This window comes from Bradyrhizobium sp. cir1, assembly GCF_014198245.1.
Lineage (GTDB): Bacteria > Pseudomonadota > Alphaproteobacteria > Rhizobiales > Xanthobacteraceae > Bradyrhizobium.
This window is the reverse complement of record NZ_JACIHE010000013.1, coordinates 77,122-91,798: the sequence shown is the minus strand read 5'-3', so window position 1 is coordinate 91,798 and position 14,677 is coordinate 77,122. Positions and strand designations below refer to the sequence as shown.

The 14,677-nt window shown below is 65.0% G+C and carries 9 protein-coding genes; 4 read left to right on the top strand and 5 right to left on the bottom strand.

The window, feature by feature from the left end:
- Positions 1-5: 5 nt before the first annotated feature.
- Both GGD63_RS24595 and GGD63_RS24590 read right to left on the bottom strand, forming a co-directional pair.
- Positions 6-2,093 carry an acetate--CoA ligase family protein gene (locus tag GGD63_RS24595; protein WP_183245736.1) on the bottom strand — a complete coding sequence of 696 codons (2,088 nt, stop codon included), beginning with the start codon at positions 2,091-2,093 and terminating at the stop codon, positions 6-8.
- Positions 2,094-2,096: 3 nt separating this feature from the next.
- Complete coding sequence (locus GGD63_RS24590; protein WP_183245735.1) at positions 2,097-2,888, bottom strand: enoyl-CoA hydratase/isomerase family protein; 792 nt, start codon at positions 2,886-2,888, stop codon at positions 2,097-2,099.
- A gap of 211 nt (positions 2,889-3,099) precedes the next feature.
- Here GGD63_RS24590 and GGD63_RS24585 point away from each other — a divergent pair, with 211 nt between their 5' ends.
- On the top strand, positions 3,100-3,876 hold the full coding sequence (locus tag GGD63_RS24585) for a helix-turn-helix domain-containing protein (RefSeq protein WP_183245734.1): 777 nt from the start codon (positions 3,100-3,102) through the stop codon (positions 3,874-3,876).
- Between the two features lie 147 nt (positions 3,877-4,023).
- On the opposite strand, the gene GGD63_RS24580 is transcribed toward GGD63_RS24585, so the two are convergent.
- Positions 4,024-5,583 carry a gamma-glutamyltransferase family protein gene (locus tag GGD63_RS24580; RefSeq protein WP_210315952.1) on the bottom strand — a complete coding sequence of 520 codons (1,560 nt, stop codon included), beginning with the start codon at positions 5,581-5,583 and terminating at the stop codon, positions 4,024-4,026.
- A gap of 71 nt (positions 5,584-5,654) precedes the next feature.
- Positions 5,655-6,965 carry an aspartate aminotransferase family protein gene (locus GGD63_RS24575; protein WP_183245732.1) on the bottom strand — a complete coding sequence of 437 codons (1,311 nt, stop codon included), beginning with the start codon at positions 6,963-6,965 and terminating at the stop codon, positions 5,655-5,657.
- Between the two features lie 102 nt (positions 6,966-7,067).
- Between GGD63_RS24575 and GGD63_RS24570 the strand changes: the two genes are divergently transcribed.
- Positions 7,068-7,931, top strand: coding sequence for a LysR substrate-binding domain-containing protein (locus tag GGD63_RS24570; RefSeq protein ID WP_183245861.1), 864 nt, complete (start codon positions 7,068-7,070; stop codon positions 7,929-7,931).
- Positions 7,932-8,217: 286 nt separating this feature from the next.
- Here GGD63_RS24570 and GGD63_RS24565 read toward each other — a convergent pair whose 3' ends face one another.
- Positions 8,218-9,120: a hypothetical protein gene (locus GGD63_RS24565; protein WP_183245731.1), complete on the bottom strand. Its 903-nt coding sequence runs from the start codon at positions 9,118-9,120 to the stop codon at positions 8,218-8,220.
- Positions 9,121-9,421: 301 nt separating this feature from the next.
- On the opposite strand from GGD63_RS24565, the gene GGD63_RS24560 reads away from it, so the two are divergent.
- Both GGD63_RS24560 and GGD63_RS24555 read left to right on the top strand, forming a co-directional pair.
- Positions 9,422-14,245: an NAD-glutamate dehydrogenase gene (locus GGD63_RS24560; RefSeq protein WP_183245860.1), complete on the top strand. Its 4,824-nt coding sequence runs from the start codon at positions 9,422-9,424 to the stop codon at positions 14,243-14,245.
- Between the two features lie 37 nt (positions 14,246-14,282).
- Positions 14,283-14,603: a hypothetical protein gene (locus tag GGD63_RS24555; protein WP_183245730.1), complete on the top strand. Its 321-nt coding sequence runs from the start codon at positions 14,283-14,285 to the stop codon at positions 14,601-14,603.
- The last annotated feature ends 74 nt before the right edge of the window (positions 14,604-14,677 follow it).

Sequence of the window (14,677 nt, the reverse complement as noted above, 5' to 3'; positions counted from 1 at the left end):
TTTGTTCAGACATTGAGAACAACCAATCCGTCGGCCGCCTTCACACCCTGCCCGGCCGGCAGCACGAACACCGGATTGATCTCGGCTTCAGTGAGGCGGTCGCCGAGCTGCGCAACCATGCGCGAGAAAGCGACGACCGCTGCTGCGAGGGCTTCGACATCGCATTTCGGCCGGCCCCGAAAACCGTCCAGCAACGGCCAGGTGACGAGATCGCGCGCCATCGCTCTGGCCTCGTCCAGGCTGAGACCGCCTTGCGGCGGAAGCAGACGCATCGTCGTATCCTTGAACAGCTCGGCGGCGACGCCGCCCATTCCGAGAAGAATGGCGGTGCCCAGAGGATCGCGATGCATTCCGAGAATGATCTCGACGCCGCCTGAAATCATCTCCTGAACCAGGAATTGCTCGGGTCGCTTCCCGGTCCTGAGCGCGACCTCGTCGGCCATCGCCGTCACACGGCTACCAATCGTCTCGGCCGTCAGGTTGACCGCGACGCCGCCGACGTCGCTCTTGTGTGCGATCTCGCGCGAGAGAATCTTGAGGACGACGGGGCCACCGAGGTCGCGCGCCGCCTGTTCCGCTTCGCTGGGCGTTGCGACCACCTTCTCTGCGGCGATGGGAATACCAAAGCGGGCGAACAACGCCTTGGCCTGCGCCTCATCCAGCGATCCCGCCGGGAAATCGCTGATATCGACCGTCGTCACGGTCGCGCCGGATGTCTGGACCTGCTCCGGCATTGCGGCCTGCAAAAGTCCGTCGAGCGCAGCAGCGCAGCTTTCGGCGGACGTGTAAGCCGGGACGCCTCGCCGGGTGAGCACGGAGACCACGTCGGGCGCGTAGGGACTGACATAGGCAATGACGGGCTTGTCGCTGAGCGGCAGGCAGTCGTGGATGGCATCGGCTAGCAGCGCCGGCGATCCCACGGCCGACGAGCCGGCAATGACGACCAGCGCATCGTAGGAGGGACTGGCGAGCAGGATGCGGATGGCGCCGCGCAACAGGTTCGGCTGCAGACCGGCCAGGGTGACGTCGATCGGATTGCGATCGAGCATGGCGTGCGATCCCGACTGGAGGCTGCGCAATTGCGCGGCGGTTTCCGCGTCGGGGGACGGCGTTGCAAAGCCTGCTATTCCCAGACTGTCGGACACGATCGTGCCGGCGCCGCCGGTCGAGGTGAGGATCGCCACGCGTCTACCGGAGAGCTTGCGTCCCGCGCTGAGGGCCGCGGGAATGTCGAGCAGGTCCTCGAACGTTCTCGCGCGGATCACGCCGAGCTGCCTGAACAGGGCGTCATACATGCGGTCGGAGCCCGCAAGCGCCCCCGTGTGCGAGACGGCCGCCTTTGCACCTGCCTCCGATCGCCCGATCTTGAAGGCGACAATTGGCTTGCCGGCGCGGCGCGCCTTGAGCGCCGCTTCGCGGAAGCGAATTGGATTGCGGATCGCCTCGATATAGAGCGCAATGACCCTGGTCGCGCTGTCGTCGGCGAGAAAGTCGATGAAGTCGGCGAGCTCGAGATCGGCTTCGTTGCTGGTCGACACCAGCTTGGACAGCCCGACCCCGCGCGCCGCAGCGCGCGACAGCACGGCGCCGAGAATGCCTCCGCTTTGCGAGACCAGCCCGATCGGGCCGGCGGGGAAATGATCCATCGCCAGCGCACCGGAGGCCGACAGCACGATGTTGTCGGTGAGATTGACGAGGCCGATCGTGTTCGGCCCGAGAATCCGCATGGATCCGGCGGCCTGCATCAGCTGCTGCTGGCGCGCGACGCCTTCCGCACCGGTTTCGGTGAAGCCGCTGGCGAGAACGATCGCCGCGGCAGCGCCGCGCTCGGCCAATTCGCGCACGGCGATGTGGGCGCGTTCGGCGCCGAGCAGGACAAGGCCGACGTCGGGCACATCAGGTAGCGAAGCGACGTCGGGATAGCAGGCAAGACCGCCGATTTCCCCGACCTTCGGATTGACGGGATAGATCGCACCCGCAAAGCCGTGCTTCCTAAGATAGGAGACCGGTCGCCCCGACGTCTTGCTCGGGTCCGCGGACGCGCCGATGACGGCGATGCTGCGTGGCCGGATCAGGCGTTCGATCGCATTCATCGCTCAATCCTTCGACGAGGATTGCGCGAGGAACGCCGTAACGGCGTCGCGATGCTCCGCGCTGGTGTAGCAGATGGCCTGCGCCTGGCTGCCGAGATTGAAGATGTCGTGCGCGGAATGCTCGAACGTCTCGTTCAGGATCTTCTTGCCCAGGGCGAGCGCGGTGGGAGACCCCTGAGCCAGCTCGGCCGCCCAGGCCTGCGCGGCCGGCAGCAGCTCGGCCGCCGCCACCTTGCGATCGACGATGCCGAGCGCGAGCGCTTCGTCGGCCTCGACGACGCGCCCGGTGAAGATCAGCTCCTTTGCCCTGGGAAGCCCGACCCGGCGCGGCAGGAAATACAGGCCACCGCCGTCGGGGATCAAGCCGCGCTTGATGTAGGACCAGGTGAATTTCGATCGTTCCGTGCCCATGACGAAGTCGCAGGCGAGCGCAGTGTCGGCACCGAGGCCCGCCGCCGCGCCGTTGACGGCGGCGATCGTCGGTTTCGGCAGGCCCAGCAGCAGCGACTGCACGTGATGCACGCCCTGCTGACGGCTCCATCCGTTGAATGCGACTTCGCCCTGCGGCGCCTCGAGCCGGCGCTTCATGCCGCTGATGTCGCCGCCGGCGCAGAAGGCGTTGCCGCGCCCCGTCAGCACCAGGGCCTTGATCGCCTTGTCGCGGGACACGGTTTCGAGCGCACCTGCAAACTCGGAGCGCATCTCGTCGCTCATGGCGTTGCGCCGTTCCGGGCGGTTGAATGCGATGGTCGCGACGCCGGCCTCGACGGAAAGTTCGATGAGCTGATAGGGCATGGCAAGCTCCGTGGCTGGAGTCGGATCGATCGCCGCGCGGCGATCCGCGCGGGCTCCCGAATGCCGGTTTCGGGCCGTGCCGTTTCCTCGATGAGCCGTGCGCAGCCGGGCATTCTTCTTGTCGTTGCCTATAGCGGCTTGCACCCGCTCGAACATCCCCTTAGTTCCACTGAGTGGAAATGGCTTGGTGGGAATTCTTGGGAGGCTGGATGTGGCGCAGGCGCGAAGATATGCGGGCGGGGTTGATGGCAACCGGTCGCTCGAAAGAGGCATCGAAATCCTTCGGGCGTTCCGGCCCGGCGTCGACACGCTGGGCAACGGCGAGATTGCGGAGCGATGCGGCTTGCCGCGATCGACGGTCAGCCGGCTGACACGAACGCTAGTCAATTCCGGGATGCTCGACGAGGTCCGCACCGAGCGGAGCTACCGCCTTGCCGCGTCCGTCATCAGCATTGGCCACGCCATGCGGACCGGATCACCCGCGCTCAACGCGATCGGCCCGATGATGCGGGCGGAATCGGCAAGACGCCGGCTGAACGTCGGGCTCGCGACTGCGGATCGAACCATGATGGTTTACCTCGAGTCGATCCGCTACAGCCCGCGCGCGGCGCTACGCAACGTGGTCGCCGGCCAGCAGGTCCCGATGGAGCTGACGTCGCTCGGCCGTGCCTACCTCGCCGGCATTGCAGAGATCGAGCGCGAGCGGTTGCTGAAGCTGTTCAAGCGGCGGAGCGCTGCGGCCACCAAGGCGCTGCTTGCAGACGTCAGGAGATCGATCGCCTCCGTCGAACGCAACGGCTATTGCGCGGTGTCGTGGCAGCCCGCCGTTCTCGCCGTCGCAACACCCATCGTGCTGGAGGGCCTTCCGGTCTACGCGCTCAACATGAGCCTGCAGAATGTCGACCGGTCCGACACGCTGGCGAGCGAGATGGGCGCGTACCTCAACGCCTTCGCGGTCAGGTGCAAGGAGGTGCTGGCGGGTCGCTGACGGCAACGATGCCGCCGCGCCCCGGTCCTTGAATCCGAACGGCACGATGGCCGACGAAGATTGGCATATCGCATCTCCGGGGCTCCTCCGGCCGCCGGGCGAAGAATGAAGAAGCGAATTTCCCTGGTCATTCTGATTGCGGCCCGTTCACAGGGCGACGACATATCCATCCCGCCTTGGATCGGCGGCACCCGTCATCACTCCGGTTTCCGGATCGAGCGCGATGGCCTGCATGCCGCCGCAGAGCATGGTCCACCCGGTGTCCAGTATCTCGATCTCGTGACCGCGGCGTTTCAGTTCGGCGATCGTTTCCGGCGCGATGCGGTTCTCTGCTTGAATGAAGCGGCCATCCCAAAGCCGCGCACGCGGCGCCTCGATGGCCTGCTGCAGCGGAAGGCCGAACTCGACATACTGCACGAAAGCCTGAGCCTGGGTTTGCGGGATGCCGTAGCTGCCGGGCGTACCGAGCGCGAGCACCGGACGGTTACTCCGCGTCGCGAGCGATGGCGCCATGGTCACCGGCAATGCGTCGCCTGGTTTGGCCAGGTTCGGGCTTGCCGGCTGCACATCGGCCCAATGGAGGTGATTGTTGAGGCAAACGCCGGTCCCGGGCACCACAACGCCGCTGCCGAACGGGCTGCCGAGACTCTGCGTGATACAGATCAGATTGCCCTCGGCGTCTCCGATCGAGAACGAGGTGGTGTGCCCGGGGTCGGCACGATCCTGCGGCATCCATTGCTCGGTCGGACCAGTGATCGGCCGGCCGTCGCTGACGCGCTGCCGGAGCCGCGCGATCACCGTGTCGGACAAGACGTCAGTTGATTGATCCAGCCCCAGATGACCGTTTGTGATGCGCTCGCCGGCTGCAAGACGAATCGCGCGATAGACCGTGTCGAGATGATCCGCGCCGTCCTTCCGCAGGCGCCCAAGATCGTAACCTTCAAGAATTTTGAGGGTCAGAGCCAATTGGAAACCGCCGCATTGCGAGGCCGGGACGTGAAGCTCAAGCCCTCGATAAGACACGGTCAGGGGGTCGAGCCAATGCGGCTTGACGGAAGCGAAATCGGCCAGCGTCAGGCCGCCGCCGAGTGTGCGGAGATAGTCTATGATCCGCCGGCCGAGCTTGCCGCCATACAGATGCTCGGGCCCCAATTCGGAGATCTCGGCAAGCGTCTGCGCGAGTTCGGGCTGAGGGATGATGCCGCCGAGCTTCACCGGCATGCCGTCCGGCAGGTAGTTCTTGACCAGCGCACTGTGTAATTCCGGCCAGGGCTCGAGCAGCGGCACCTGCTCGTTGATCTCATCACGACCGAAATCCGAGAGAGCAAAGCCGTCCTGCGCCAGGGTGATCGCCGGGGCGAGGACGTCAGGAAGCGATTTGCGGCCATAGCGCGAGAGCAGCTCGCACCAGCCCGCGAGATTTCCGGGCGTTGAGGCCGCCTGCGCGCCGCGCTCGAGCTCGAGGCGGCTGGTGTATCTGCCAACCGGGAAGCTCGCGGGCATCGGCGGCGCGAAGTCGAGCACGCGAACGCGCTGCTCGCTTGCGACCCAGACCGTGGCCAGTCCAAACCCGGCAAGCCCCGACATGAACGGTTCGACCACATTGAGGGCGGCCGCGGTGGCAACGGCCGCATCGAAAGCATTGCCGCCCTGGATCAGAAGCCGCGCACCAGCCTGCGCCGCGAGCGGATGGGCGGCAGCGACCATACCGTGCCGCGAGAAAAGTGTCGGACGCCCATGTGTCCTGGCGAGTTGCATCTGTTCGGGCTTCCCGGCGATCAACGGCCGTTCGTGGCGGCCTGGATCGCCTCCGACATGATCTCAAGACCGCGATCGATTTCGGCCTCGGACACCGTGAGCGGCGGCGCGATTCGGAACACCCCGCCCATGCTGGGCAGCTTGACGATATTCATGCTGAGACCACGACGCATGGTTTCCTCCATGATCCGCGCGCCGAGCTCGAAGCCCGGCGCCTTCGACTGCCGGTCGACGACGATTTCAAGACCGAGCAGAAGTCCGCGGCCTCTGACGTCGCCGACGCATTCGAACCTTTGTTGCAACGACAGCAATCCATCCCGGAGCCGGTCGCCCCTGGCGGTCGCCTGCGCGACCAGCCCGTCGCGCGCGACCACGTCGAGCACCGTCACGCCGACCGCGGCGGGCAGCGGATCGGAGACATGCGTGGTGTAGAACAGGAAGCCGCGCTCAAACGCGGCCTGCTCGATGGCCTGGGTCGTCATGACCGCGGCGAGCGGCAGGCCCGCACCGAGCGTCTTCGACAGCGTGAGAATGTCCGGCACCACGCCATCGCGCTCGAAGGCGAACATGTGCCCGGTGCGGCCAATTCCGGTCTGGGCCTCGTCGAGGATCAGCAGCATTCCGCGCTGTTCGCATTTTCGCTTCAATGCGGCGAGATAGCCGAGCGGCAGTTCCAGAATGCCGCCGCTGGACAGGATCGGCTCGGCGATGAAGGCCGCCAGATTGCCGGTCGACTGGCTGTCGATCAACGCGAACGCATCGTCCAGCTCGGTCTGCCAGTCGTTGCTGCCATCGGCGGTCTTGAAACGTGGCCGATAGGCGTTCGGCGCGGGAATGACGAACGATCCGACCGCAGCCGGCCCGTAACCGCGCCGGCCCGCGCTGTAGGTCGCCGATGCCGCAGCGCCGGTCATGCCGTGCCAGCTTTGCGCGAAGGCAACGATCTCGTGCCCGCCGGTGACGAGCTTCGCCATTCGGATCGCCGCTTCGTTGGCTTCCGCACCTGTCGTCAGCAACTGCACGCGGCCAAGGCCGGGAGCAAGCGCGGCGAGACGCTCAGCCAACGTCACCACCGGGCGCGAGAGCATGCCGCTAAAGAGATGAGCGACCGCACCCATTTGCCGCGCGACGGTGGCGACGATATCGGGGTGCGTGTGCCCCAGCACGGCACTCATCTGACCCGAGGTGAAATCGAGGATGGCGCGTCCATCGGCGTCGTACACGAAACTGCCGGCCGCCCGCTCGATAATGACGGATTCGAAACTCGGGCCGTAGCGGGTCAGATGCGTGTTGGCGGAAGCCCAGAAATCGGTATCGGCGTTCAAGGTCATGACAAGCCACCTGCGCTTGGACTATCAGACCTCTACTCAATCATCTGACTTCAGGCTAATTGATATAATTCAAACTGGATATCAATCTGACTGATACCGATGATGCTGGATCTCATTCTCCTGCGGAATTTCGTCATTGTGGCCCGTGTCGGCTCCATCAGTCTGGCCGCCTTGCAGATCGGCCGGACGCAGTCCGCGCTCAGCATGCAGATGCAAAGACTGGAAGCGACGACCACGCAACCGCTGTTTCATCGCAGCGGATCCGGCATGAGGCTGACCGCGGCCGGCGAGAAACTGCTCGCACACGCTGAGACGCTGCTGGCGCAGCATGATGAGATTCTGGCCGACATGAGCGGTGAGGGCCTCAAGGGGGCGTTGAGCCTGGGCTGCCCGGAGGACTACTCGATCGCCTTCCTGCCGGGGCTGCTGAAGGGGTTCTGCGCGCTCCATCCCAACGTCGAACTGCGCATGGTCTGCGCCCCGACCTCCGAGCTGCGCCCCATGCTGGCGCGGCGCCAGATCGACATGGCGCTGGTCTCGCTGTCTGATGCCAGCGCGAGCGATGTGATCCGCCAGGAGCGCTTCGTCTGGGTGGCGAACGAGGCCGAACCGAAAATACTGATGCAAGACGTCCTGCCTCTCGCGCTGGCGGCACCGATGAGCCTGGACTACCGCGCGGCCTGCGCCGCGATGAACGCGGTCAACCGACGCTACAGGGTCGCTTACGCAAGCAACAGTCTCGCCGGCCTGATCGCGATCGCGCGGTCCGGTCATGCGATCAGCGTCCTGACGCGAACCGCCGTTCCGTTCGATCTTCACGTCGTGTCGGCCGGATTGCCACTGCTTCCGACGATCGGCATCGCGCTGGAATTCTCGGAGGCGAAGCCCTCGTTGTTGGCGACAACGCTGGCCGAGCACGTTCGCACCGTGCTGCCCGGACTGAAGACCAAGGCGGAGATCGATTAAGGGCATTGGGAGAACACGATTTGCTGGCGATAGTTGGCAAACGTCGCGGTAACGGCCTCCGAAGCCTGGAATGCGACCTCCTGCAAGCAGGCTTGCGACGAAGCGGATATCCCCAAACGAATGCGATGATCGTGACTCAGGAGTACGCGGCCCTGGCCGGGGTGTTCAGTCTTATTCGGAGATGGCGCGCCCGGAACGATTCGAACGTCCCCCCTCAAATTCGTAGCCTGGTGCTCTATCCAGCTGAGCTACGGGCGTATGCGCCGGAAAATGTCACGCGGCGCCATTACAATTTTCCATACACCCGCCCGGCGACCGCCTTCAGGCGCTCGACCGAGCCGGACTCGGGATGCGGCTTGACCGGCGCGAACAGGATCGAGGCCTGCCTGCCGTTCTTCCAGACATAGATGGTGACGGCGTTGCCGTTGCCCTTGGTGCAGGAATGCTCGCCGAAGGCTTCACTGCCGAGCTCGGGGATCGCCACGTGCTGGCACGGGCCGGTGCGTTTCATCATGCCGACGACCGTGGCGCGCGAGATGTCGATCACCGCGACGGTCATGGTGTTGGCCTCGCGATCGAACATCATGCAGCTGCCCGCGCCGGTCCGCTGAACCGTCAGTGTGCCCTTGTCGAGAAAGCCGTCGGCATCGGCGGCCGTGAGCCACTCGCAATCGCCGAACCGCTCGCTGCTCTTGCTCACCTTGGCGATGGCGACGCGCGCGGCTTCGGTGACCGGTCCGAGCAGCGCATCGTCGGCGCGCCGGCCGATCGGATAGACGCTGATCTGCAGGATGTAGTCGCCGGACAGGGCGACGACCGAGGCCTCCTGGCGCTCCGCGCCGGCGGCGCTCGTTCCGCCCTGGCCTTCGTCGCCGATCCCTGCGACTGCGTTGAGCGGCATGCGCTCGCCTAGCGTCTTGACGAAGGTCGCGTACAATTCCCTGGCGCGATCCTTGTCGGGATTGCGGAACACGGTCAGCATCATCGTATCGCCGCGCCCGCCCTGGTAGATGCAGCCGCGGCCGTCCTGATTTGAAATCAGCGACCATTTGAGCGCCGGCATCGCATTGGCGAGCTCCTTGGCGCCGATGAACGGGCAGGTTTCGGCCGCGCGTGCCGGAAGTACCGGGACGGCTGCGACTGCGAGGAACAGGACGAGGCAGGAGAACAGACGATCGATCGTACTCATGCGACTACTTATTATCGCAAATGCGCGCCATTCAGAATAAAATCACGAATTCATACGCAGTTGAAATTCCTCGTCATTTTGCAGAGCACCAAATGACGCGATGGTCGTCGGCGCCGGTTTTCCGCCCCCAAAGCGCGCCTCACAACTCCCCGCGCCATGACGGCTGCGGAATGCTAATATCGTCGCGGCCGCAAGACCGAAGATTTCGCCGAGGCGATTGAAACGCGGTCAAGAAGATGCGCTCGAAGAGGCGCACTCCAAGAACAATGCCCGACCGTCATTGCGGCTCGTCGGCTGGGAGATGGAGGACGCTATGGCTTGGCGTGACGACAAGGCCCGGGCAACTCTGATCCGCGAGGCAGCAGGAAGCGTGCAGCCGGGCAAGGCCCCCCGGGCCTTTGCCGAGCTTCTGTTCGCCTTCACCAATGTCGAGGATCTCGCCAGTCACGATGCCTCCTCGCTTGCCTTCCTCGCGGAGCAAGCCTGGGAGCATGTGCAGCGGCGCACGGCGGGGCGTGCCGATATCCGCGTCGTCAATCCGCTGATGCCGGACGGGCGCGAGATCTCCGTGCTCGAAATCCTCAACGACAACATGCCCTTCCTGTTCGATTCCACCATGGCGGAGCTTACCGAGCAGGGCATCGAAGTCACCCTTGTCGCTCACCCCATCATCGCGGTGGAGCGCGATGACCAGGGCAGGCTCCTGCGCTTCTACGGCGAGACACTGCCGGAAGGGGCAAAGGGCACGCGAGAGAGCCTGATTCACCTCCACATCACCCGCCTGGACGCCGACGCGGACCGCGAGAGGCTGATTGACGGCCTCACCAGGACGTTGAGCGACGTGCGCGCCTGCGTCGTGGACTGGCGCGCCATGCGCGACCGCGTCGAGGACGCGGTCAAGACGTTCTCGTCCAATCCGCCGCCGCTTCCGATCGACGACGTCGCCGAGGCCAACCAGTTCCTGCAATGGCTGTGCGCGGACAATTTCACCTTTCTCGGCGTGCGCGAATATCGCTTCTCGCCCGGCCGCGATGCGTCGGACGACATCACGACCGCCGAGGGCCTCGGTATCCTCCGAGATCCCGACGTAAAGGTCCTGCGCCGCGGCAGCGAAATGGTGGTGATGACGCCGGAGATTCGCGAGTTCATGCGCGAGCCGACCCTGCTCATCGTCATCAAGGCCAATGTGAGCAGCCGCGTCCATCGCCGCATCCGGATGGATTATGTCGGCATCAAGCTCTATACGCCCGACGGCCGGCTCGAGGGTGAATTGCGAGTCGTCGGCCTGTTCACCTCGGGCGCCTACACGCGCTCGGCACGACAGATCCCCTATGTTCGCCACAAGGTATCGCGGGTGCTCCAGCGCGCCGGCTTCGACCCGAACAGCCATTCCGGCAAGGCTCTCCAGCATATTCTCGAGGAATATCCGCGCGACGAGCTGTTCCAGGTCGACGTCGATACCCTCTTCGATTTCGTCATGGAGATCCTGATCCTCTATGAGCGCCCCCGCGTCCGGGCTCTGGCGCGGGTCGACAAGTTCGATCGCTTCGTTTCCATCCTCGTTTTCATTCCGCGCGACAAATACGACACCGACGTGCGCATGCGCGTCGGCGCCTTCCTGGCGCGGAGCTACAAGGGGGCGCTGTCGGCGTCCTACGTGTCCTTCCCCGAAGGAGCATTGGCGCGCGTCCACTACATCATCGGACGCTATGAAGGTAACACTCCCGCGGTCGAGCGCGCCACGCTGGAAGCAGGGATCAGCGCCATTGCCGCGACCTGGGCCGACAAGCTGAAGGCCGCGCTGGCTGCGTCGACCGACGGCATGCGGGCGCGCATGCTCGCAAATCGCTACGCTCAGGCCTTCAGCGGCGGCTATACCGAGGCTTCCACGGCAGAACAGGCGATCGCCGATATCGCCACCATCGAGAAGCTCACACCGGCCCGCCCGGTGACGATTTCGGTTCACCGCTTCGAGGATGACGATCCCAGGCGCTTCGGCCTCAAGGTGTTTTCGGACGCCGCACCGTTGTCGCTGTCCTATCGCGTGCCGGTGATCGAAAATCACGGCCTGCGCGTGGTCAACGAACGCACCTATCAGATCGTGCCCGGCAACAGGCCCGAGCCGGTCTGGCTGCACGACATGACGATCGAGACCAGCGACGGCCAGCCGATCGAGATCAGCCCGGACTTCAGCCATCGGCTGGAAGCCTCGATCATGGCAGTGGTCACCGATCGCGCCGAATCCGACGGGTACAATGCCTTGATCCTGCGCTCGGCCCTGGGCTGGCGGGAAGTCTCGACCATCCGGGCGCTGTCGCGCTATTTGCACCAGATCCGCGCACCGTTCACCCAGGACTATATGTGGGAGACCTTGCGCAAGAACGCCGCGATCACGGCCAACCTCGTCGCGCTGTTCCAGGCCCGCCGCGATCCGCACCTCGTTCTGACCGATCGCGAGCGTTCGGCGCGCGAGATAACTCTCCTTGCCGAGATCGAGGAGCAGCTCAAATCCGTTGCCTCGCTCGATGAAGATCGCATCCTGCGCCGTTTCACCAATCTGGTGCAGTCGACCATCCGCACCAATTTGTGGCAGCTCGGCCCGGACGGACATCCGCGTCCGGTGATCTCCTTCAAGTTCGACGCGCGCAAGATCGAGGATCTGCCCCCTCCCCGACCGCTCTACGAGATCTTCGTCTATTCACCACGTGTCGAAGGCATTCACCTGCGCTTCGGCAAGGTTGCGCGCGGGGGCTTGCGCTGGTCTGATCGGCCACAGGATTTCCGCACCGAGATCCTCGGCCTCGTGAAAGCGCAGCAGGTCAAGAACGCCGTGATCGTGCCGGTCGGCGCCAAGGGCGGCTTCGTGCCCAAGCGCCTGCCGCCGCCCTCCGATCGCGAGGCGTGGCTCGCGGAAGGCACCGAAGCCTATCGCATCTTCGTGCGCTCGCTGCTCGAACTCACCGACAATCTCGACGGCGACATCGTGGTGCCGCCCGATTTGACCGTGCGGAATGACGGCGACGATCCCTATCTGGTCGTTGCCGCCGACAAGGGCACCGCCACCTTCTCCGACGTCGCCAACGCGATCTCGGCCGAGAAGAACCATTGGCTCGGCGATGCCTTCGCCTCCGGCGGCAGCCAGGGCTACGACCACAAGAAGATGGGGATCACGGCGCGCGGCGCCTGGGAGGCGGTCAAGCGCCACTTCCGCGAGCTCGGCACCGACATTCAGACCATGCCTTTCACCGTGGTCGGCGTCGGCGACATGTCCGGCGACGTCTTCGGCAACGGCATGTTGCTCTCGCCGGCGACGAAGCTCGTTGCGGCGTTCGATCACCGCGACATCTTCATCGATCCCTCCCCTGACCCGGCGATCAGCTTCACTGAGCGCAAGCGCCTGTTCGACCTGCCGCGATCGAGCTGGCAGGACTACAACAAATCGCTGATCTCGCAGGGCGGCGGCGTGTTCCCGCGCTCGCTCAAGGCGATCCCGCTCGCGCCGGAAGTGCGCACCCTGCTCGATCTCGACAAGGAGCAGGCAACGCCCTTCGAGGTGATGACGGCGATCCTGAAGGCGCGCGCGGACCTGTTGTGGTTCGGCGGCATCGGCACCTATGTCCGGGCGTCGGCGGAGAGCGACGATCAGGCCGGCGACCGCGCCAACGATCCGATCCGCATCGCCGGGACCGACGTTCGTGCCAGGGTGATCGGCGAAGGCGCCAATCTCGGCGTCACCCAGCGCGGGCGAATCGAAGCGGCGCAGAAGGGCGTCAAGCTCAACACCGACGCGATCGACAATTCGGCCGGCGTGAACACGTCCGACGTCGAGGTCAACATCAAGATCGCATTGGCGCGCCCCGAGCGCGAGGGACGCCTCAGCCCGGCTGACCGCAACACCCTGCTTGCCGCAATGACCGGCGAAGTCGGTGCGCTGGTCCTGCGCAACAACTACCTGCAGACGCTGGCGCTCTCGCTCGCCGAACGCAAGGGCATGGCCGAGACCGGCTTCCTCACCCGCCTGATGCAGTCGCTCGAGCAACGCGGCCTGCTCAGCCGCGCCGTCGAATTCCTGCCTGACGATGCCGCCATCGCCGAGCGCACACGACGCGGCCAAGCCCTGACACGGCCGGAGCTTGCCGTGTTGCTCGCCTATGCCAAGCTGACACTCTACAGTGACCTGCTCGAAACCGGCGTGCCTGACGATCCTTATCTCGCCCGCAGACTGTCCCTGTATTTTCCGCGCGAGGTTCTCGACAAATTCCCGGCCGCGGTCGAGCTCCATCGACTCCGACGCGAGATCATCGCGACCAGTCTCGTCAATGCCGTGATCAACCGCGCGGGCCCGGCCTGCATCGTGCGCCTGACCGACGAGACCGACGCCGATATCTCGACCATCGTCATGGCCCAGGTGGCGGTGGACGCGATCTATGAGCTCAGGCGGCTCAATGACGGGATCGACGCGCTCGACACCCTCATCGACGGACAGTTGCAGCTCGGCCTCTACGCGGCGATTCAGGATCTGCTGCTCTCCCGCATGGTCTGGTATGTGCGCAATGTCGATTTTAGGGATGGCTTGAGCGCGGTCATCGCCCGGTTTGGCCCTGCCGTCCGTGAGGTCGCAGCCTCGCTCGACAACGCCCTGCCACCGGACTTGCAGGCCGCGCGCAGCAAGCGCCGGCAGGACCTGATCGATGCCGGCGTCCCGACCGGGCTGGCCGGCGACCTGGCCGACCTCGACGCCCTGGTCTCGGCGCCTGATATCGTGACGGTCGCCGAGCGCACCAGCCGCAGCATCGGTGATGCCGCCGCGACGTTCTTTGCCGCCGAGGCCAATTTCCGTCTCGACCGCATCACCGCCGCTGCGCGCAACGTGCCGGCCAGCGATCATTTCGAGCGCCTCGCCATCGACCGCGCCGTCGACCTGATCGCGGCTGCCGAAAGACGCCTGGCCGCAGATATGCTGACAATCGGCCAATCCGGTCAGCAGGCTGCGGAGACCTGGCTTGCAGCTCATCCCGAGGCGACGCGCATCCGCCGTACGATCGAGGAGATTGCCGCTGGCGGCCTGACGCTCGCGAAGCTGATGGTGGCGGCGAACTTGCTGGGAGACCTGGTCAAAGGCTGAGTGCGTGCGAGACGTGCAATGCTAGCGGAGGAATCCAATGATTCACGCCACTTGCCATACCGCCGACAATGTCCGCTGCATCGAGTTCGATGCCACGCCGTGGTTCAGCGAGGCTGATGCTCCGAGCATCATCGATTTGGCTGAGCGAGGATGGACCAGCACGGCGATTGCAGAGTCCCTCGAGCACCGACGAGGATACGAAGGCTTGCACGACCTCGTCGAGTATGCGGCGAAGCGACTGCAATCGGAATCCCTGGAGGACCCGACCTGGGAAGCCTTCGAGTGCGTCGTCGATGGACCCGAGGCCGTCGCCTGGCTCAAGCAGAACCGGCCGAACGTCGCGGCAAGGATCCCGTAAGCCACAGCAAGCGCAGGCCACCATTGACTGGCGGCATCGCGAGCGAGGCGGAAATCGCGCGCCATTCAGGACAA